The organism is Bradyrhizobium sp. 186 (assembly GCF_023101685.1).
Lineage (GTDB): Bacteria > Pseudomonadota > Alphaproteobacteria > Rhizobiales > Xanthobacteraceae > Bradyrhizobium.
In genome coordinates, this window is sequence record NZ_CP082164.1 from 4,278,607 (window position 1) to 4,298,857 (window position 20,251).

General features: G+C 60.9%; 19 protein-coding genes. 15 read left to right on the forward strand and 4 right to left on the reverse strand.

From position 1 onward, the window contains the following. From IVB18_RS20365 to IVB18_RS20380, 4 genes are all read left to right on the forward strand, one after another. A complete protein-coding gene (locus tag IVB18_RS20365; RefSeq protein ID WP_247990773.1) occupies positions 1-180 on the forward strand; it encodes a hypothetical protein in 180 nt (59 codons plus the stop codon). After that, positions 181-3,111 carry an efflux RND transporter permease subunit gene (locus IVB18_RS20370; RefSeq protein ID WP_247990774.1) on the forward strand — a complete coding sequence of 977 codons (2,931 nt, stop codon included), beginning with the start codon at positions 181-183 and terminating at the stop codon, positions 3,109-3,111. Between the two features lie 546 nt (positions 3,112-3,657). Then, a complete protein-coding gene (locus IVB18_RS20375; RefSeq protein WP_247990775.1) occupies positions 3,658-4,857 on the forward strand; it encodes an ABC transporter substrate-binding protein in 1,200 nt (399 codons plus the stop codon). Between the two features lie 55 nt (positions 4,858-4,912). Further along, positions 4,913-6,715, forward strand: coding sequence for an AMP-binding protein (locus tag IVB18_RS20380; RefSeq protein WP_247990776.1), 1,803 nt, complete (start codon positions 4,913-4,915; stop codon positions 6,713-6,715). A gap of 33 nt (positions 6,716-6,748) precedes the next feature. Here the strand turns inward: IVB18_RS20380 and IVB18_RS20385 are convergent, their stop codons facing one another. Continuing rightward, positions 6,749-7,261, reverse strand: coding sequence for a helix-turn-helix domain-containing protein (locus IVB18_RS20385; protein ID WP_247990777.1), 513 nt, complete (start codon positions 7,259-7,261; stop codon positions 6,749-6,751). A gap of 238 nt (positions 7,262-7,499) precedes the next feature. Here IVB18_RS20385 and IVB18_RS20390 point away from each other — a divergent pair, with 238 nt between their 5' ends. Continuing rightward, entirely contained in the window at positions 7,500-8,132 is a 633-nt protein-coding gene (locus IVB18_RS20390) for a 2-hydroxychromene-2-carboxylate isomerase (protein ID WP_247990778.1), read from the forward strand. Between the two features lie 96 nt (positions 8,133-8,228). Then, positions 8,229-9,428, forward strand: a complete 1,200-nt coding sequence (locus IVB18_RS20395) for a CaiB/BaiF CoA-transferase family protein (protein WP_247990779.1) — start codon at positions 8,229-8,231, stop codon at positions 9,426-9,428. Positions 9,429-9,460: 32 nt separating this feature from the next. Here IVB18_RS20395 and IVB18_RS20400 read toward each other — a convergent pair whose 3' ends face one another. Together IVB18_RS20400 and IVB18_RS20405 are read right to left on the reverse strand one after the other, a co-directional pair. Further along, positions 9,461-10,138, reverse strand: coding sequence for a glutathione S-transferase family protein (locus IVB18_RS20400; protein ID WP_247990780.1), 678 nt, complete (start codon positions 10,136-10,138; stop codon positions 9,461-9,463). 1 nt (position 10,139) lies between these two features. After that, positions 10,140-10,883 carry an SDR family NAD(P)-dependent oxidoreductase gene (locus IVB18_RS20405; RefSeq protein WP_247990781.1) on the reverse strand — a complete coding sequence of 248 codons (744 nt, stop codon included), beginning with the start codon at positions 10,881-10,883 and terminating at the stop codon, positions 10,140-10,142. 505 nt (positions 10,884-11,388) lie between these two features. On the opposite strand from IVB18_RS20405, the gene IVB18_RS20410 reads away from it, so the two are divergent. The 8 genes from IVB18_RS20410 (at position 11,389) to IVB18_RS20445 (ending at position 18,859) form a co-directional block, all read left to right on the forward strand. Continuing rightward, positions 11,389-12,126 (forward strand): SDR family oxidoreductase, encoded by a 738-nt coding sequence (locus tag IVB18_RS20410; protein WP_247990782.1) that lies wholly within the window; start codon positions 11,389-11,391, stop codon positions 12,124-12,126. Positions 12,127-12,136: 10 nt separating this feature from the next. After that, the gene (locus IVB18_RS20415) at positions 12,137-13,318 is read left to right on the forward strand and encodes an acyl-CoA dehydrogenase family protein (RefSeq protein WP_247990783.1); all 1,182 of its coding nucleotides are present in this window, start codon (positions 12,137-12,139) and stop codon (positions 13,316-13,318) included. A gap of 23 nt (positions 13,319-13,341) precedes the next feature. Beyond that, complete coding sequence (locus IVB18_RS20420; RefSeq protein WP_247990784.1) at positions 13,342-14,472, forward strand: acyl-CoA dehydrogenase family protein; 1,131 nt, start codon at positions 13,342-13,344, stop codon at positions 14,470-14,472. Positions 14,473-14,486: 14 nt separating this feature from the next. Further along, positions 14,487-15,674 carry an acetyl-CoA C-acyltransferase gene (locus tag IVB18_RS20425; protein WP_247990785.1) on the forward strand — a complete coding sequence of 396 codons (1,188 nt, stop codon included), beginning with the start codon at positions 14,487-14,489 and terminating at the stop codon, positions 15,672-15,674. 21 nt (positions 15,675-15,695) lie between these two features. Continuing rightward, entirely contained in the window at positions 15,696-16,706 is a 1,011-nt protein-coding gene (locus tag IVB18_RS20430) for a nitronate monooxygenase family protein (RefSeq protein ID WP_247990786.1), read from the forward strand. 149 nt (positions 16,707-16,855) lie between these two features. Continuing rightward, a complete protein-coding gene (locus IVB18_RS20435) occupies positions 16,856-17,758 on the forward strand; it encodes an SDR family NAD(P)-dependent oxidoreductase (RefSeq protein WP_247990787.1) in 903 nt (300 codons plus the stop codon). Between the two features lie 14 nt (positions 17,759-17,772). Continuing rightward, a complete protein-coding gene (locus IVB18_RS20440) occupies positions 17,773-18,111 on the forward strand; it encodes a hypothetical protein (RefSeq protein ID WP_247991682.1) in 339 nt (112 codons plus the stop codon). Positions 18,112-18,169: 58 nt separating this feature from the next. Then, a complete protein-coding gene (locus tag IVB18_RS20445) occupies positions 18,170-18,859 on the forward strand; it encodes a TetR/AcrR family transcriptional regulator (RefSeq protein WP_247990788.1) in 690 nt (229 codons plus the stop codon). 17 nt (positions 18,860-18,876) lie between these two features. Here IVB18_RS20445 and IVB18_RS20450 read toward each other — a convergent pair whose 3' ends face one another. Beyond that, entirely contained in the window at positions 18,877-19,200 is a 324-nt protein-coding gene (locus IVB18_RS20450) for an alpha/beta hydrolase (RefSeq protein WP_247990789.1), read from the reverse strand. 127 nt (positions 19,201-19,327) lie between these two features. Between IVB18_RS20450 and IVB18_RS20455 the strand changes: the two genes are divergently transcribed. Further along, positions 19,328-19,648: an isocitrate lyase/phosphoenolpyruvate mutase family protein gene (locus IVB18_RS20455; protein WP_256476977.1), complete on the forward strand. Its 321-nt coding sequence runs from the start codon at positions 19,328-19,330 to the stop codon at positions 19,646-19,648. Positions 19,649-20,251 lie beyond the last annotated feature (603 nt).

Genomic DNA, 20,251 nt, shown 5'->3' on the forward strand with positions numbered 1-20,251 from the left:
ATGAACCTCAATCTTTCCGCGATCGCTGTTCGCGAACGGGCCGTCACCCTGTTCTTCATCATCCTGCTGGCGGCCGCAGGCGCCTACGCCTTTCTCATGCTCGGACGGGCGGAGGATCCCTCCTTCACCATCAAGACCCTGACGGTCACCACAGTATGGCCGGGCGCGACGGCGCGTTAGATGCAGGACCTTGTCGCCGAACCGTTGGAGAAGCGGATTCAGGAGCTGACCTGGTACGACAGGGTGGAGACGACCACGCGGCCGGGTTACGCGTATATGACTGTTACGCTGAAGGACAGCACCCCGCCATCCAGCGTGCAGGAGGAATTCTATCAGGCGCGCAAGAAGCTCGGAGATGAAGCGCGCAACCTGCCGCCCGGAGTGCTCGGCCCTTTCGTCAACGATGAATATTCGGACGTGAGTTTCGCGCTTTATGCCCTCAAGGCGAAGGGTATGCCGATGCGGGAACTTGCGAGGCAAGCCGAGACCATTCGCCAGGACCTTCTGCATGTGCCGGGCGTCAAGAAGATCAACATCCTCGGTGAACGTCCCGAACGGATCTTCATCGAGTTTTCCTACGCCAAGCTCGCTACCCTCGGCGTGTCGGCACAGGATGTAGTTGCCGCCTTGCAGCGGCAGAACACCGTCAGGCCGGCTGGCTCGATCGACACTCAGGGGCCGCAGGTCTTTATCCGGATCGACGGCGCCTATGACAGTGTCCAGGCGATCGGCGACACGCCCATTGTCGCCTCGGGGCGGACGCTGAAGCTCTCCGATATCGCCGGGGTCCGCCGCGGCTATGAGGATCCTTCCACCTACCTCATCCGACATCAGGGTGAGCCCATGATCGTGCTCGCGGCGGTGATGCAGGAGGGCTGGGATGGTCTCGCGCTCGGCAAGGCGCTGAAGGACAGGGCCGCGGCCATCGCAAAGACACTGCCACTCGGCATGACGCTCGACAAGGTGTCCGATCAGGCCGTCAACATCACCTCGGCGGTCGACGAATTCATGATGAAATTCGCGATGGCGCTCGGCGTGGTGTTGCTGGTCAGCCTGCTCAGCCTCGGCTGGCGCGTCGGCATCGTCGTGTCGGCTGCAGTCCCTCTGACGCTTGCCGTCATCTTCCTCATCATGCTGGAAACCGGCCGGTTCTTCGACCGCATCACGCTCGGTGCCCTCATCCTGGCGCTTGGTCTGCTCGTGGACGACGCCATCATCGCCATCGAGGTGATGGTGGTGAAAATGGAAGAGGGCATGGACCGCATCGCGGCGGCCGCCTACGCGTGGAGCCACACGGCGGCGCCCATGCTGTCCGGAACACTGGTGACGATCGCCGGATTCCTGCCGGTGGGCTTCGCCCGCTCGACGGCGGGCGAGTATGCCGGCAACATCTTCTGGGTCGTTGGCTTTGCCCTGATCGTCTCCTGGATCATCGCGGTGATCTTTACACCCTATCTTGGCGTCAAGATGCTGCCGGCGATCAAACCGATCGAAGGCGGCCACGACGCGATCTATGGCACACCGAATTATCGGCGCCTGCGAGCGCTCACCACCTTTGCCGTGCGCCACAAATTCGTAACCTGCGGTATCGTTGCCGTCGCTTTCGCGCTTTCCGGTGTCGGCATGGGCGCCGTCAAGCAGCAGTTCTTCCCGACGTCCGACCGTCCCGAAGTGCTGGTGGAGGTCCGCCTGCCGGAAGGCACCAGCATCGAGACGACGACTGCCACAGTCGAGAAACTCGAACGCTGGCTGGGCCAACAATCGGAAGCCAAGATCGTCACGAGCTATATCGGGCAGGGCGCTCCACGCTTCTTCTTCGCGATGGCGCCGGAATTGCCCAATCCGGCCTTCGCCAAGATCGTCGTACTTACGCCGGATGCGGAGGCGCGCGAGGCTCTGAAGCACCGGCGCCGACAGGCCGTGTCGGAAGGGCTTGCACCTGAGGCGCATCTCCGCGTCACTCAGCTCGTGTTCGGACCCTATACGCCGTTCCCCGTCGAGTTTCGGGTGACGGGGCCCGATCCCGGGCAATTGTACGCTATCTCTGAAAAAGCAGTCGACATCATGCGGGGCGTTCCTGATGCGCGGCAAGCGAACCGCGATTGGGGCATTCGCACACCCGTGCTCCGCTTCATCCCAGATCAGGATCGACTGAACCTCATCGGCCTCTCGCCTGCGGAGGTGGGCCGGCAGTTACAACTCCTGCTGACCGGCATCGCCGTAACCCAGGTCCGCGAGGACATCCGCAATGTCCCGATCGTGGCACGCAGCGCAGGCGGCGAGCGGATGGATCCGACGCGTTTGGCGGATTTCTCACTGATGAGCCGGGACGGCCGCCCGATTCCGCTCGACCAGATCGGCCATTCGGAGGTTCGTCTGGAAGAGCCCATCCTGAAGCGCCGCGATCGCACACCGGTCATCACGATCCGCTCGGACATCAATGAGGCGACTCAGCCACCAGAGGTTTCCAAGCAGATCATGACGGCCCTTCAGCCATTGATCGCATCACTTCCAGTCGGCTATCGCATCGAATTCGGCGGATCGATCGAGGAAGCAACCAAGGCCAATGACGCCTTGGGGAAGGTCTTTCCGGCCATGATCGCCGCCATGCTGATCGTCATCATGCTACAGGTGCGGTCCTTCTCGACCATGGCCATGGTGATGCTGACGGCACCGCTTGTCCTCGTCGGCGTCGTGCCGATGTTGCTCACCTTCAATCAGCCGTTCGGATTCAACGCCATTCTCGGCCTGATAGGACTGGCCGGCATCCTGATGCGCAACACTCTGATCCTGACCGAACAGATCAAGGAGAACCGTGCTGCCGGCCTCGATGACTATCACGCGGTCATCGAAGCCACCGTGCAGCGCACCAGGCCCGTGATCCTGACCGCACTTGCCGCCGTGCTGGCCTTCATCCCTCTGACGCATTCCGTGTTCTGGGGGTCGATGGCCTATACGCTGATCGGCGGCACGGCGGTCGGCACGGTGCTGATCCTGCTGTTCCTTCCTGCGCTCTATGTCGCCTGGTTTCGGATCAAGCCGACATCAGATGAGGTCTATGAGCATTCAACGAAGGAACCGGAATTGCGAACAGCAATGGCTGCCGAGTAGGGCTCTCTTGGAAGGGGAGACGCTTGAAGTTCTCGCCAGCTCGGTTCGATCGATGATGCGTGGACCAGCTGCACGCCCTTGCCGCTTGAACCTCGGCGTCCAGAAACCTCTCAACTACTTCATAGCAAGCGTTTGATTAGGTGAGCGGGCGCTACGTCGTCCCCGCGCGAGTTTGAGCAGCCACTAGTTCGAAAATAGAATTTATAAAAGCGCGTTCCACAGCGCGCAGGTGCGCCTGCGGTCCCGCGAGTGAGCGGCCGCAAAAATCTGCTTTTTCGCGCAGTTTTGAAGGCCGCGGCTTGCCGCGCACAAGAGCAGGCCAGTTGTTCACGGCCCGGCACATGATCATCTAAGTGCTTGACGAGTTCAAAAAAAGAACTGTAGGCTGTGGGAGAAGATGGCCGAACGCAACGGCCGCGACGTGCCGGATTACGGCCGGACCCGTTCAGCGCGATGCGTCTTCGCAACGACGCGCGACGAGCAGCCGCCGGCGCAACAGAACAAAGCCACGTACCCGGAAAGGGTGCACGTTTGGGAGGACGAGCAATGCTGGTGAGATGGAAGATCGTTGCGGCTTTGGCGCTATTTTTGAGCGGCCCGGCATTCGCCGCCGACGAGCCGGGAGTCTCTGCCGCCGAGATCAAGATCGGCGGAGTTTTTCCCTTCAGCGGACCGGCGTCATCCATCGGTCTCGTGGGCAAGGGACTCATGGCCTACATTCAGGCCTTGAATGACCGCGGCGGCGTCAACGGACGCAAGATCAACTACATCGCTTATGACGACGGATATAGTCCTCCCAAGGCGGTGGAGCACGTCCGCAAACTCGTTGAAAGCGACGAAGTGTCGTTCATGTTCGGCCAGCTCGGCACTCCCGGCATTTCGGCCACTGCAAAATACCTGAGGGCCAAGGGAGTACCGAGTGTCGCTATCGTCAGTGGCTCGTCCAAGTTTACGGACGTCGCAAATTACCCGCTGATCACCACGGGTCTTGTCAGCTACGACACCGAAGGAAAAATCTACGCCAAATACCTGACGAAGACGCTGCCGAACGCCAAGTATGCCATCCTCTATCAGAACGACGATCTCGGCAAAGATTACGTCGGTGCCTTCAAGGCGTTTCTCGGCAAGGATTTCGACCGGAAGGTCGTCAGCGCGTCCTATGAGGTCACCGAACCGACGATTGATTCGCAGATTACCAATCTGAAGAGCTCGGGTGCCGAGGCCCTGGTAATCGCCGGGACGCCGAAGTTCGCAGCCCAGGCCATCCGGCAAGCCTCGGTGATCGGCTGGAAGGCGACCGTGATCATCAATTTCCCTTCCGCATCGGTCGGAGGCACGCTTGCACCGGCCGGCCTCGACAAATCGGTCGGCGTGATGGTCGGGACAATCAACAAGGATATCCTGGATGAGACGTGGAAGGACGACCCGGGCATGCAGGCCTACCGGGCTTTTTTCGACAAGTATCTGCCAGGCGCCGATATCACCAACGGCAGCTATCTGACCGGCTATCAGCAAGGCGTCCTGCTCGAGCAGATTCTCAAGCAATGCGGTGATGATCTGTCGCGGAAGAATATTCTTGGGCAGGCGAAGAACCTGAAAAATGTCGTCGTCCCGACTGCACTGCCTGGGATCAAGGTCAACACCACCGAGACCGAGAACATGATCTGGACGCAGATGCGGCTGCAGCGCTGGACCGGCACGACGTGGCAAGCCTTCGGAGAAGTCCTGGACGCCAGGTCCGAGTGACCCTGGCGTAGCCCGCTCGCTCTATCCATCGCGGTAATTCAGGAGATCGTTTTCGATGTCGACGAAGCCACTGACGTTCGCGCCAAGGGAGCTCTCCGTCGAGCGCCGGACCGACGGCACGCTCATATTGAGGTCGCCCCTTGAATTGGGACCATGCGACTGGCGCGTCACCGATTTTCTCCCGCGCTGGGCAAGTGCCGTTCCAGACAGAATGTTCCTCGCGCAACGCAATGCCAAAGAGGGATGGGACGAGATCACCTATAGCGAGGCATGGTCGCAGGTCCAGGCGGTCGGCCAAAGCTTGATCGATATGGGCGCAAAGCCGGCTGACAGGCTGGCGGTGCTTTCGGGGAACTCCATCGAAAACGCGGTGATCTCCTTTGCTGCGATGTCGATAGGAGTCATTCTGGCGCCAATATCGCCGAACTACACGCTGATGCCCGGCGGCCTTGCTCGCCTCAAGGACATCGCGCAGGTGCTGCGGCCGAACTTCGTTTTCGTTCAGAGTGGACGAGATTTTTCCGCGGCCCGCTCCATTCCCGAATTGGCAGACGCGGCCTGGATCAGCGTCGATGGTGCGCCGGACACGACGCCCTTCCGTGTTCTGACGGATCCAACGGAGTGCAAAGGGTTCGCGCATGCTTCGGGTGCGGCACCTTGCGACGCCGTTGCGAAAATTCTCTTCACGTCCGGTTCGACCGGTCTGCCAAAGGGCGTGCTGAACACCCACCGCATGATGGCGAGCTCCCTGCAAATGGGAAGCCTGCTCGTGTCGCCTCCGGATGCGCCGGTCCAGGTTGAGTGGCTGCCGTGGCACCATACGATGGGCAGCAACGTCATTCTTCACGGCATTCTCAAGAACGGCGGGACGCTCTACATTGATGATGGCCGGCCGCTGCCTCAGCTCTTTCACAAATCGGTGGCGAACCTCAAGGAGATTTCACCGACGGCCATGTTCAACGTTCCTGCCGGTTATAATCTCTTGTGTGACGCCATCGAGAACGACGTCGCCCTCGGCGCGAGCATCTTTAAGCGGATGGATCGATTGAGCTACGCGGGGGCTGCAATTTCGAACGGCACGCTTGAAAAACTCTATCGGCTGACATCATCGATCACGGGCCGGCGGATTCCAGTCATGTCGGGCTATGGGACGACCGAAACGGCGCCGACAATAAGTACGACGCATTGGGCAACGGATCGGCCGGGGGAGATTGGTCTTCCCGCGCCGGGCGTGCAGCTGAAACTGATCCCTGTTTCCGATACGTACGAGGCCAGGGTGAAGGGCCCCAACGTCACCCCCGGTTATCTCGGAAGGCCCGATTTGACGGAGAAGGCCTTCGACGAGGAGGGTTTCTATCGCATCGGCGATACGGTGTCGTTTCTCGATCCCGAGAAGCCGGAGCTCGGTCTTCGTTTCACCGGCAGAATTTCGGAGAACTTCAAGCTCGCGAACGGCACCTGGGTCTCGATCGGCAATATGCGCGCCGCCATCCTGGCTGCAACACGCGGCGTATTGCTGGACATTGTCGTTGCGGGAGAAAACCGTGAAGCTTGTGCGCTGCTATGCTGGCTGAATCCGACCGAGGCGGCGCGGATTTCGAACGCTCCGGCTTCGGATTTGACCTGCGACCCCCGGGTCATTGAATTCCTGAGACATCGTTTGCAGGAATACAATGAGGCTGTTGGAAGCAGCGAAAAAATCTGCTCGTTCTACCTGCTGAAGGATCCGCCTTCATTGGCTGCGGGAGAAATCACCGACAAGGCCTATGTCAATCAACGTGCCGTGCTCAAACACCGGGCTGAACAAGCGGAATGTCTCTACTTGAACGAACCCGCCCCGGATGTGGTTCGGATCTGAGGACGCATTCAGTTGATGGTGATCGTGGCTGCCTCAAGCGGCGCTGCGGCGCGCCTTTGCCTTGGGCTTGTCAGGCGCCTTTATCGCCAGGGGGCTTTGGGCACCGGGGCCTGGATGGGTATGAACCTCCTTGGCCATGAGCGGCTCGCCGCATTCAGAACACACCATGACCGGATCGAAGTCCTTACCGCACTTGCGATGCTGGTGCAGCAGCGGCCGGCCGCGCTCGTCGACCATGTGAGTGTCGCCCCAATGCACGAGCGCCATCATGATCGGATAAAGATCGAGGCCCTTTTGGGTCAGGATATATTCGTGACGTTTGGGCGCTTCCTGATATGGAATGCGGCGCAGGATGCCCAGCCGAACCAGCTTCTTCAGCCGTTCGGCAAGCAGATGGCGTGTAATTCCGAGCGCCGACTGAAATCCTTCGAAGCGGCGCGTGCGCAGAAAGCATTCGCGCAGGATCAGAAGGGTCCAACGGTCGCCGATCACGCCAATGGTTCGAGCCATTGAACACGGCTCTTCCTCGAGTTCCTTCCATTTCATCCATACTCTCCAGTCATACCGGCATGGCCGCCTCGAATCGTCACTGAGGCCGTCGCATTCCCTTGCATTCTAGATAGGTACTGAATTCCGAACAATACCCGATGGACAGGCCAAACCAGCATAAATCCGGCCAAATTTGACAGTTCAATTTTAGAACTATAAAGATGAGATTAGGCAAGGCATGCGATTGGATCGCCGGTCTCTGACCATCCAATGCGCTCTGCGGGAGAAAGCGGTCATGACCCCTAAGGTTGAATTCCAGTTCGATTTCGGCAGCCCGAATGCTTATCTGGCGGAAGTTGCCATTCCCGGGATCGAGCGGCGGACCGGCGTGAAATTCGAGTACGTCCCGGTCCTGCTTGGCGGCATCTACAAGGCGACCGGCAACATGTCCCCGTTCGACTCGCTTCGCGGGATCAAGAACAAGCCGGAATTCCAGGCGCTCGAGACCCAGCGGTTTATCCGGCGCCACAACATCACAAAATTTCGCCAGAATTCCTTCTTTCCGGTGAACACATTGATGCTGATGCGCGGGGCCGTCGCGGCCCAGTTCGAAGGCGTGTTCGAACCCTATTTCCGCGCCGCCTATCATCACATGTGGGAAGAGCCCAAGAAGATGGACGATCCCGAAGTGTTCCGGAGCGCGTTTGCTGCCTCGGGGATCGACATCGACAGGCTGGTCGCGCGCGCGCAGCAGGATGACGTCAAGAAGAAGCTGATCGACCTGACCAATGACGCGGTCAGCCGCGGTGCCTTCGGTTCACCGACGTTCTTCGTCGGCAAGGAGATGTTTTTCGGCAAGGATCAACTCCGGGACGTCGAGGAATCGATCGTCGAACAGGCCCGGCAGCCCGTTTCCAAAACCGGCTAGTTACGGACTTGCTGTTCGGGCGTATCGTGACGAGGGACCCCGCGGACGCTAGAGTCATCCTCGGCCGGTTGCAGAAAAAAATCGAGGGAGAGTGCAATGGCTGGTCCGCTGAGCGGCGTTCGTGTCCTCGATTTGACCGGCGTGGTGTCGGGCCCATTTGCGACCATGTTTCTGGCGGATCAGGGCGCCGACGTACTCAAGATCGAGCCGATCGGCGGCGACATCACCCGCCGCAGCCGGGCCACCATCGACAAGGACGGCGAGTTCTCCGCGCTGTTCATCTCGTCAAACCGCGGCAAGCGTTCGCTCTCGATCGACGTCAAGAGCACGGCCGGGGGCGAGGTGCTGGCCAAACTGGTCGCGCAAGCCGATGTGCTGGTGCAGAACTTCCGGCCCGGCACCATGGAGCGCCTCGGTCTCGGTGTCGAAGAACTGCGCCGGCGGCATCCGCGCCTGATCTACGTCTCGATCAGCGGCGTCGGCGAGACCGGACCGTATGTGAAGAAGCGCGTCTACGATCCGATCATTCAGGGCCTGTCGGGCTTTGCCGATATCCAGTCGCAGCCGGTCACCAATCGCCCGCAGATGATCCGCACCATTGTATGCGACAAGACGACTGCCGTGTTCACGGCGCAGGCGGTGGCGGCAGCGCTCTATGCGCGTGAGAAAACCGGGCAGGGGGATCATATCCAGGTCGCGATGCTGGATGCCATGATTTCCTACCTCTGGCCGGAAGGCATGATGCAATACACGGTGGTCGGAGCCGAGGCCGGCGCCGCCGATCCCAATGACCGGCCGGATCTCGTGTTCAAGACCAGCGACGGCTACATCACGGCCGGCACCATCTCCGATTCCGAATGGCATGGCTTCTGTCGCGCGTCCGGCGATCCCGAGCTTGCCAAGGATCCCCGCTTTGCGACCCCGTCAGCGCGTTCGGTCAACGCCACGGCGCGCATCAACAAGATGGCGGAGTATATAGGCCAACACACGACCGCAGAATGGCTGGAGCGTCTGGACGCTGCGGATGTCCCTTGCGCGCCCATCCTGCGGCGCGGCGAAATCGTTCACAATGAACAGGTGGTGGCGCGCGGGATCATCGCGGAATTCGATCAGCCGAAGGTCGGCCGGGTGCGGCAGCCGAAGCCCGCGGCTCGCTTCGAGGTCAACCAGGCTGCGATCGGCGGACCGGCCCCTCGCGTCGGCGAGCACTCGCGCGAGGTGCTGCGCGAGCTGGGTTACGATGATGGCGCGATCGACGACATGGTCGCCGCGCACGCGTTGCGCGTGGCCGTGTAGGCCGAAGCGCTCGCGCCACCGGCGATCGGCTCTCAAGCGTTGGCAGGCATCGGTGTAATCGGTGCTAGCGGAACATTCGCCGCAACCGCGTGCTGGTAAGCCTCCCGACTTCGCATACGGTCAAGATATGGCTTCGCATTGTCGCAAATGCCGACACCGTATGCGACCGCCCAGTCGAGGCACGTCGTCAGCAGAATATCGGCGCTGCTGAAGCGGTCGCCCATGAGGAACTGTCGGCCGTCACCCAATGCGACTTCCACATGGCGCAACTGCGCACGAAAATATTCCGCGGCTTGAGCTACGACCTCTGGCGCAACGCCGTAAATCGGGCCGAGCGCATCGGCGCTGTGACGGCGCATCACGTACAGGCTCGTGGAGTCGAGCTCGGTGACGATAAAGAAGCACCATTCCAGCCACGCCGCATAGTCGCGGGTGGATTCCGGGATCAATGCACGCTCCGGAGTGGAGTACATGCGCGACAAATATGCGACGATCGCGGCACTTTCGCCGATGCAGAAGTCGTCGTCCTGCAGCAGCGGAATCTTCTGGCGCGGATTGAGCCTGGTATATTCGGCGGTCTTGGTCTCACCCGTCCGCGGGCCGATCGGTTTGATCTTGTAAGTCAGGCCCAGCTCGTGCATCGCCCAGTGTGGTCGAACGGTGCGGCTTGTCCCGACTCCCCACAGGGTGAGGTCCGGATTGTCGCTCATGTCACCATTTCTCTACAGCGGGGCGAAGATCGAGTTCATGGGTCCAGCCGTCGCGGCTTTGCTGATGGGCAAACCAATACGCTTCGGCAATCGAGGAGGTCTTGGTCAGGCTGTCGGGAGGGATCTCGCTTGCCTCGATCCCCTTGGCCGCTTTCATGCGCTGATGAATGGCTTCGCTATCGACGCCGGCGTCGATGACAAGATGGACGACATGAATATTCTTGGGCCCGAGCTCGCGTGCCATGGCCTGGGCCAGCGCGCGAAGACCGAATTTTGCCGATGAAAACGCGGCAAACCCCTTGCCACCGCGAATGCTTGCGGTCGCACCCGTAAAGAAGATGGTGCCGCGTCCGCGCGGCAGCATGACGCGCGTGGCTTCGCGTCCGACCAGGAATCCGGCGTAGCAGGCCAGCTCCCAGGCCTTGAAGAACAGCTTCTCCGTGGTCTCCAGCAGGGGCATGTTGACGTTCGATCCGGCATTGAAAAGACAGATATCGATCGGCCCGATCTCGCGTTCGACGTCCGCAAACAGCTTTTGGACGTCCGCTTCCTGGCGGGCGTCGACGCTGAAGGCGTGGATGCTCTGGCCTTTAGCCCTGAGCTCATCGACAAGTACCTGGGATTTGGCCGCATCGCGTCTGCAGATGCAAACAGTGTAGCCGCCGCTGGCAAACCGCCGCGCAACGGCAGCGCCGATGGCATCACCCGCGCCCACCAGTATCGCGACCCCGCGACTTTCTCCCATGCTCGCTCCTCCCATAAGTTCTTATTTGATACGATATGGGTATCGGTTGAAAGTCGTGTTGTAACGGAGTTCTCTGGAGCGCTGGAATATGGCAGCGAACTTGCCATTTCCCGTTCTGCAGTGGACATGAAATAGAGATTGACGAGTTCTAAAAAAGAACGCATGGTTCGGGCGAGGCGCAATGTTGAAAAGCGCCAATGTTCTTCAGGCGGGAGGCGGTTGGTCGTGGCGAAACTGTCGCAAGCGCTTGGTCTCAGTGAGATTGCTTTGGGGTTGCCGAGCTGCATCGATCAATCGACGGGCCGCCAGCTTACCAAAGCTCCGAATCGAACCATGCCGGCCGAGGACTGCGCCTCCGGCCATGGTAATTTCGGTCAGTGCGCTGGCGAGGTGAGAGCGGGCGACCACGTCGCCATCGGTCGCGAAAATTGCGTTGCGCTCCGCGTTCCAGGGCCGACAGAACAGCTTCGCACATAGCGAGCCTAACTTAACCGGGAGAAGACCCTTGAAAAAAAGAAATGCAACTGTCGCCGTGATCGGCGCTGGCGATTTCATCGGCGGCGAGATCGCCAAGAAGTTTGCCTCCGAGGGCTTTACCGTCTTCGCCGGCCGCCGTAACGGCGACAAGCTGGCGCCGCTGGTCAAAGAGATCGAGGCCGCCGGCGGCGAGATCCACGCCCGGTCGCTCGACGCGCGCAAAGAGGAGGAGATCATCTCCTTCCTGAATGACGCCGACCAGCACGCGCCGTTGGATGTCTGCATCTTCAACATCGGTGCAAACGTCAACTTCCCGATTCTCGAAACGACCGAGCGCGTGTTCCGCAAGGTCTGGGAGATGGCCTGTTACTCCGGCTTCCTCGCCGGGCGCGAGGCAGCCCGGCTGATGCTGCCGCGCGGCCAAGGCAACATTTTCTTCACCGGTGCGACCGCGTCCTTGCGCGGCGGCAGCGGCTATGCCGCCTTTGCCAGCGCCAAATTCGGACTGCGCGCCGTGGCGCAGGCGATGGCGCGCGAACTGGGCCCGAAGAATATCCATGTCGCCCACCTCGTTATCGATTCGGGTGTCGACACCGAGTGGGTTCGGCAGCGGCGGCTGGAAGCGCTCGGGCCCAATGCACTTGACGATCCGGATCTGCTCATGCCGCCGGCCTCAGTCGCGACGTCATATTGGCAGCTGTACCAGCAGCCGAGGAGCGCCTGGACCTTCGAGCTGGAAATCCGCCCCTTCGGTGAGAAGTGGTAGGAAACGCACGATGGAACTCGCACTGTCTCCTGAAGACGCGGCCTTCCGTGATGAGGTGCGCGCCTTCATCGCCGAAAACTATCCGCAGGAAATGCGCGTCCCCAATCCGGAGACCGACCTGACGAAAGAGCAATCGTTGCTCTGGCACCGCATCCTCTACAAGAAGGGCTGGATCGCGCCACTCTGGCCCAAGGAATATGGGGGCCCCGGCTGGTCGATCACCCGACGTTTCATCTTCGAGCAGGAAACAAGCCGGGCCGGTACGCTGCCGCCGTTGGCGTTCAGCGTCACCATGGTCGGTCCCGTCATCTACACCTTCGGCAACGACGCGCAAAAACAGAGGTTTTTGCCGCGGATCCTTTCGGGTGACGATTGGTGGTGCCAGGGGTATTCCGAGCCGGGCTCGGGCTCGGACCTGGCGACCGTTCGGACCAAGGCCGTGCGCGACGGCGACCATTACGTCGTCAACGGCCACAAGACCTGGACAACGTTGGCCCAGCACGCCGACTGGATCTTCTGCCTGGTGCGTACCGATCCTTCGGCCAAGCCTCAGGCCGGCATCTCGTTCCTCCTGATCGACATGAAATCGCCCGGCGTCACCGTGCGTCCGATCATCATGATCGACGGATCGCATGAGGTGAATGACGTCTTCCTCGAGGACGTCCGCGTCCCCGTCGAGAACCTGATCGGCGAGGAGAACAAGGGCTGGACCTACGCAAAATTCCTGCTCGGTAACGAGCGCACCAGCATGGCCGGCATCGGTCGGTCGACGCGCTATCTCGACCGGTTGAAGAAGATCGTGAAGGCGGAGATCGCAGCGGACGATCCGGCGCGTCTCGAATTCAGCAAGGAGATCGGTCGGATCGAGCTCGACGTGCTTGCGCTCGAGGCCACCGAGTTGCGCGTCATTGCCCAAATGGCCCGCGGCATCGATCCAGGTCCTGCGGCCTCGCTGTTCAAGATCCGTGGCACCGAGATCTTTCAGGGTATTACCGAGCTCACACACCGTGCAATCGGCAATTACGGACTGGCACTTCGCGAGCAACCGCTCAGCGCTAACCAGTTCATGCCGGGTCCCGACTACGGCCACACCGCGTCGGAAAAATACCTGAACGCGCGCAAGCTCAGCATCTACGGCGGATCGAACGAGATCCAGCGCAACATCATCGCCAAAGCGGTGCTCGGTCTCTAGCAACAGCGCAACAAGAGGATCGGATGGATATCCAGTTCACGGAAGAGCAGGAACTGTTGCGCTCCAGCGTACAGCGCATGCTACGCGACCAGTACAGTTTCGAGGCGCGCCGCAAGATCGTTGCCAGCGAAGACGGCTGGAGCCGCAGGCAATGGGGGGCCTTTGCGGAGCTCGGTCTGCTTGTCGCGCCGTTCTCCGAGGAGAGCGGCGGACTTGGTGGCGGTTCGCTCTCCACCATGATCATTGCCCAGGAGTTCGGCCGTCACCTTGTCGTGGAACCGTTCGTGGAGACGGTCGTGCTGGCTGGCGGCCTGATTGAGCATGCAGGGACTGAAGAGCAGAAGCAGGCCTGCATCCCCGATATCATCGCCGGACAGAAGATCTGGGCGCTGGCCTGGACCGAAAAAGGTTCGCGCTTCGACCTCGCCAATGTCACGACCGCGGCGCGGCGCGACGGCAAGGACTACATACTCAGTGGCGAGAAGACCGCCGTCATCGCGGCGCCCTGGGCGGATTATCTCATCGTCTCCGCCCGCACCAAAGGCAAGTGCGATGATCGCGGCGGCGTCAGCTTGTTCGTCGTCGATACCCGCGCGGCCAATGTCGATCTGCGGAGCTTCAAGACCATCGATGGACGCCGCGCTGCGGAAATCACGTTCCGCGACGTGCGCGGCGAGTTGCTCGGCAGCGAGGGCGAGGGGGTCGCCCAGTTGGAAGCCTGCCGCGACCGGGCCATCGGCGCGCTCTGCGCCGAGGCGGTCGGCGCGATGGCCGAATTGAACTCCGCAACGCTGGAATACTCCAAGGCCCGAAAGCAGTTCGGCGTCACCATTGGCAGCTTCCAGGTGCTGCAACACCGGATGGTCGACATGTTCATCGCCCATCAGGAGGCGCTCTCGCTGATGCAGCATCTCAATCTGAGCCTCGGCACCGGCGAGAGCAGTATCTCGCGCCTCGCCTCCGGCGCCAAGTCGAAGGTCGGCTATGCCGGCAAGTTCATCGCCGACCAGGCGGTGCAGCTCCATGGCGGCATGGGCATGACCGACGAACTGAATGTCGGCCATTACTTCAAGCGAATCTCCTCCATCAACATCCAGTTCGGCGATCCCGCTCACCACTTGCTGCGCTATGTGCAGCTCGACGCAGCTGCGTAACAAAAGAGGCAAGCATGACGACAGAGGCAGTTATCGTTTCCACCGCGCGCACCGGCGTCGGCAAGGCCTATCGCGGTGCGCTGAACAACACCGAGGGACCGACCATGGCCGGTCATGTGATGGCCGAAGCGGTCAGGCGCGCGGGCATTGAACCTGGCCAGGTTGAGGACGTGGTGATGGGTTGCGCGATGCAACAGGGCACCATGGTGATGAACGTCGCACGCAAGGGGGCGATTCGTGCCGGCCTGCCGGTCACCGTCGCCGGGACCACGATCGATCGGCAGTGCGCGTCCGGCCTGCAGGCCATAGCCGTCGCGGCACGCTCCATCATGCTGGACGGCGTCGATATCGCGATTGGAGGCGGTATCGAATCGATCAGCCTAGTGCAGAACGAGCACATGAACAAATTCCACGCCGTCGACGACGAACTGATGGCGATGAAGCCGGAAATGTACATGTCGATGCTCGACACCGCGGAGATCGTCGCCGAGCGTTACAAGATCGGCCGCGACCGGCAGGACGAATACAGCCTCGAATGTCAGCGCCGTATCGGAGCCGCGGTGCAGGCCGGCCGCTTCAATGACGAGATCGTCCCGATCACGACCAGGATGGCCGTCGTCAACAAGGACACCAAGGAGGTCACCTATCAGCAGGTGACGCTGTCGAAGGATGAAGGTCCTCGCCCCGAGACCACGGCGGAAGGCCTCGCGAAGATCAAGCCGGTGTTCGAAGGCAAGACCATCACGGCGGGCAATGCCAGCCAGCTCTCGGACGGCGCATCGGCCTGCGTGATCATGAGCGACAAGATCGCCGCCAAGAAGGGCCTGAAGCCGCTCGGCATCTTCCGCGGCTTCGTCGCGGCCGGAGTCGAACCGGACGAAATGGGTATCGGCCCGGTCGCTGCGATCCCACGCCTTCTGAAGCGGCACGGTCTGAAGATCGACGACATCGATCTCTGGGAGCTGAATGAGGCCTATGCTGTCCAGGTGATCTACTGCCGCGACAAGCTCGGCATTGACCCGAACAAGCTGAACGTCAATGGCGGCTCGATCGCGATCGGCCATCCCTATGGCATGACGGGCGCCCGGCTTACGGGTCACATCCTGATCGAGGGGCGGCGGCGCAAGGCGAAGTACGGCGTGGTGACCATGTGTATCGGTGGCGGCATGGGCGCGGCGGGCCTGTTTGAAATCGTCAATTGAGCGGAAAGCGGAGAACCACACGTGAAGACAGCAATCACTGAACTGTTCGGCATCCAGCATCCGATCATCCAGGGCGGCATGCATTATGTCGGCTTCGCCGAGCTGGCCGCGGCGGTGTCGAACGCCGGTGGTCTCGGCATCATCACCGGCCTCACTCAGCGGACGCCGGAATTGCTGGCGAAGGAAATCGCGCGCTGCCGCGACATGACCGACAAGCCGTTCGGTGTGAACCTGACCTTCTTGCCGAGCCTCACTGCGCCGCCCTATCCAGAATACATCGCCGCCATCAAGGAAGGCGGCGTCAAGGCCGTGGAGACCGCCGGCCGCAGCCCCGAGCAGTACATGCCCGCGCTGCAGGCGGCCGGCATCAAGGTGATCCACAAATGCACCTCGGTGCGGCATTCGCTGAAAGCCGAGAGAATCGGCTGCGACGCCGTCAGCGTCGACGGCTTCGAATGCGGCGGCCATCCCGGCGAGGACGATATCCCGAACATGATCCTGCTGCCGCGCGCGGCGGATGAACTGAAGATCCCGTTCGTGGCCTCGGGTGGCATGGCGGATGCGCGGAGCCTCGTTGCCGCGCTGTCGATGGGCGCCGCCGGCATGAACATGGGCACCCGCTTCGTCGCAACCAAGGAAGCGCCCGTCCATGCCAACGTGAAGCAGGCTCTGGTCGAAGCCACCGAGCTCGACACGGTGCTGGTGATGCGTGCGCTGCGCAACACCGAGCGCGTGCTGAAGAACAAGGGCGTCGACCAGCTGCTCGAAGTCGAGCGCGAGAAGGGGGCGAGCCTGAAGATTGAGGACATCCATGAGCAGGTGGCGGGCGTCTACCCCAGGGTGATGGTCGATGGCGATATGGACGCCGGCGCCTGGAGCTGCGGCATGGTGGTCGGGCTGATCAACGATATCCCGACGGTGAAGGAGTTGATCGATCGCATCATGACGGAAGCCGAGCAGATCATCCGGCAGCGGCTGACCGGCTTCCTTGACGGCGCTGTCGCGAATGCGACCGCCCGCGCTGTTGCTTGAAGAATATTGCGAGTGACCGCTTTACAGCGCGAGATCGGCAGTCACTCACCGCCCGTCCAGGTCGGGAATCGACCAGTTCTCGATCTGGGCGCTGAACGCGCCGGACCTGCCGTACCAAGCTCAGCTCATGGAGCGCGAGGAGGAAGAAAATGGGATCTCCGATCTTAGTGACTGGTGCCGCAGGAACCGTTGGTCACGCCGTATGCGAGCTGTTGATCGGACGAGGATGCAAGGTGAGGGCGCTGGTCCGCACGGAGGATGCGCGATCGGCAAAACTTGCCGAACGCGGTGTTGAGGTTGTTGCCGGCGACCTTCTCGACCTGCACGCAATGCACCGTGCGGTCGAAGGTTGCGACCGAATTTACTTCGGTATGACCGTCTCGGCTCCATATCTCGAGGCCACCATCAATACGGCGGCCGTCGCGAAGCATCACAACGTGAGCGCGTTCGTGAACATTTCGCAGATGACAGTGTCGCAGATGGGAATCAATTCGACCACGGACAGCCCGCAGCAGAAGATGCACTGGCTGGCGGAGCAGGCGCTGAACTGGTCCGGATTGCCCGTCGTGCACGTTCGCCCGACGTCATTCCTGGATACCTTCTTCCTCAGATTGTCGATGCATTCGATCCGCGAGCATCAGCAAATTCGGCTCCCCTTCGGAGAGGGAAAGACTTCGCCGATCGCGAGTGAAGATGTTGCGCGGGTGATGGCCACGATCCTCGAAGCGCCAGCCGGGCACATTGGCAAGATATACGAACTGACGGGACCGCGGTCCCAGGATATGAATGGCGTTGCCGAGGAGTTCTCCAGAGCTCTCGGACGCCCAATCACTTACGTGAACGTGCCTTGGGAACCTTGGCGCAAGCAGCTGGAGGCCAGCGGGATGCTAAATGAGCATGCACTCGCCCACCTCGCGACAATGGCGCTCCTCAAACAACAGAATCGGTATGACCGCTTGACGTCGGACGTGGAGAAGATCACCGGCACGCCGCCGCTCAGCGTTTACGACTTTGTGCTGCGCCACGCCAAAACGTATACGGCGGGAAAGTAGGAATACCTGCCGTGATGCGTGCCGCGCTTTCGCTGGGTCTGATCATGCTGGCCACAGCCGCACCGGCGCGTGACGACGGGCGCTACGCCAACTCACCATTGAAATCATGGTTCGAGAGCCTTAGCAGCGAGTTCGGGCCATGCTGCTCGGATGCGGATGGATACGTCGTTGCCGATGTTGATTGGGAATCCGATCACGGCCACTATCGCGTGCGCATCGACGATGAGTGGGTGGTGGTGCCTGAGGGCGCCGTGATCACGGAGCCGAACAAGACCGAACGCGCCATGGTGTGGAAGCACTATATCGATGGCCACCCCCGGGTCCGTTGCTTCATGCCAGGCAGCATGATGTGAGCTGCTTCCCAAGGAAAAGGGCAGAAGAGGCGTCTGGCACATAACGGAACATTACATCATGCGCTACAACAAAGGTCGCCGGGACGAAACTGCCACGCGAATCCTGGATCATGCGTCGGTGTGGATTCGAGAACGAGGATCCGAGGGCATAACGGTCGCTGCTCTTATGAAGATGGCCGGCCTTACTCAGGGCGGTTTCTATTTTCATTTCAAGTCCCGCGATGACTTGATCAACCAGGCTTTCGCGAAAGCGATGGAAGGCTCTGTCGAAGCTTGGCGTCGAATCTGCGACCGGGCGGATCGCGACCAATTTTTGCCAAGCATTGTAGAGTTCTACCTCGCGGAGCGTCATCGTCTGGACGTCGGAGGCGGTTGTGCGCTGCCGGCGCTGATTGCTGATGTGCCGCGTTCGACCCCGGCGATCAAGACCGCGTTTGTGGCGGGGATTCAGGAAATGATTGGTATTCTTGCCGGACAGATGTCCGGCTCGAAGAAGAAGGAGGCGCGCAGCGAGGCTATAGCGACCCTATCCATCATGCTTGGTGCGCTGGTGCTCGCCCGAGCGACCGGGCAGACACCTCGTCTATCAGACGAGATCTTAAGCGCAGGCCGCTATGATGCGTTGAAAAACGAGCGCACCGAGCCTTTCGCGACCAACAGGACTCAACGGCTAAAGAATTCCGCTTCTCGTGGGAGGAAATCGAGGCTCCCAGCGGAGGGCCGTACCACAAACCGGGCAGCCGACTGAGTTGGAAGAGGGCCGGCTCAACTCTGTGTCGTGCTCCGCAGACGTCCGCCCGCGCCCTTGATGTTAATCCACCGCCCGTCGGGGAAGCGTGCGGTGAAGTCATGGGCCGCATTTTCGGAGGCGACGAGGGCGCGCATCCGCGCCGTTGCGGTGAATGCGGGCCGTGAGGTCACATCGACCCTCACCAGGCTTTCGGTGCGGTCCGGGTGGCGCAGCGCGAACTCGCAGGCCACCATTCCTCCCAATGACATGCCGACGATGCGTGTGCGTTCGATCCCGAGTCCGTCGATAACTGCCACGAGGTCCGTCGCGCGGCCTTCGGTTGAATAGTCGTCCCCCATCGACGCCAACACCCGCGGCTGAGAGAAAAATCAACAACTTAGAAGATGTTCACTGCGTTCGGGACGCCGGGTTCGCAGGACGATCCCGACTCTCCATCCAGTTCACCGCTGGCGTTCGGGTCTCATATTGCCCAGGGATCGGCCGACCGATCTTCAAGCCACGGTTGACACACGTCGGACTCGGAAACTCCTGATCATGGCACGGACCGATGCCATTTCCGTCGAGGGCCTCGAGGCTGCGATCGATCGTGCCGGGCGCTACGCCGATGCCGGTGCCGACGTGCTGTTCGTCAAGGCGTCCGAAGATACCGAGCAGATGCGCGTGATGGCACCACCAAGCGGTTCTGGCCGAGCATGGTGGATTTTGACGAGTCGAGTAGGAAAGATACGCACATCGGAATTCGTGGACCGCGGACAACGTTACGACCCGCCGTCGCAATTGCGTTAGCTGTCGTGACGCGTGCGTTGGCTGTCGTGACGCGGCCAACGCGGTCGCTCTCCGGCTGCTGGTCGGATTGCTCGTGCTGTTAGCGCTGATCGGCGGGTTTGTGGGGCATCGGAACGAACCGGAATTCCCTCGAACTAGTTGGCCGTGGAACCAAGCGGTATCTGGAGGCGTTCGTTTGAGCAACATCCGAATGGCCGAGTGGATGGACCAAGGCGACCTTTTCGATCGTAAGCCCTGCTTCGAACAGACGGCTGGTGGCGCAGATCGTGAAAAATGCAGATCCTCGATCTTCAACTCATCGCAGGCTCGCGTGAACGCCGCGCTTACTGAGCGGTGATCATACGGGAATACGCGACCCCAACCTCTCGTGATGATCCGCTGCTGGAGCATGATCTCCCACGCATCGTAGCCTGTCAGATTCAGAAGCGGGACTTTCTGATCGTTGCCATCCTTCGCCCCGCGGATCCTTACGATCGCGGATAATCAGGACTCGAGTTTTCATATCGACATCGCGCCAATCAGGCCGGCAAATCTCTTCTTGCCGCATCGTTGTGGCAACCGCGTACCGAACGATGCGAGCCATTGGAATGACCTGTCGAGGAT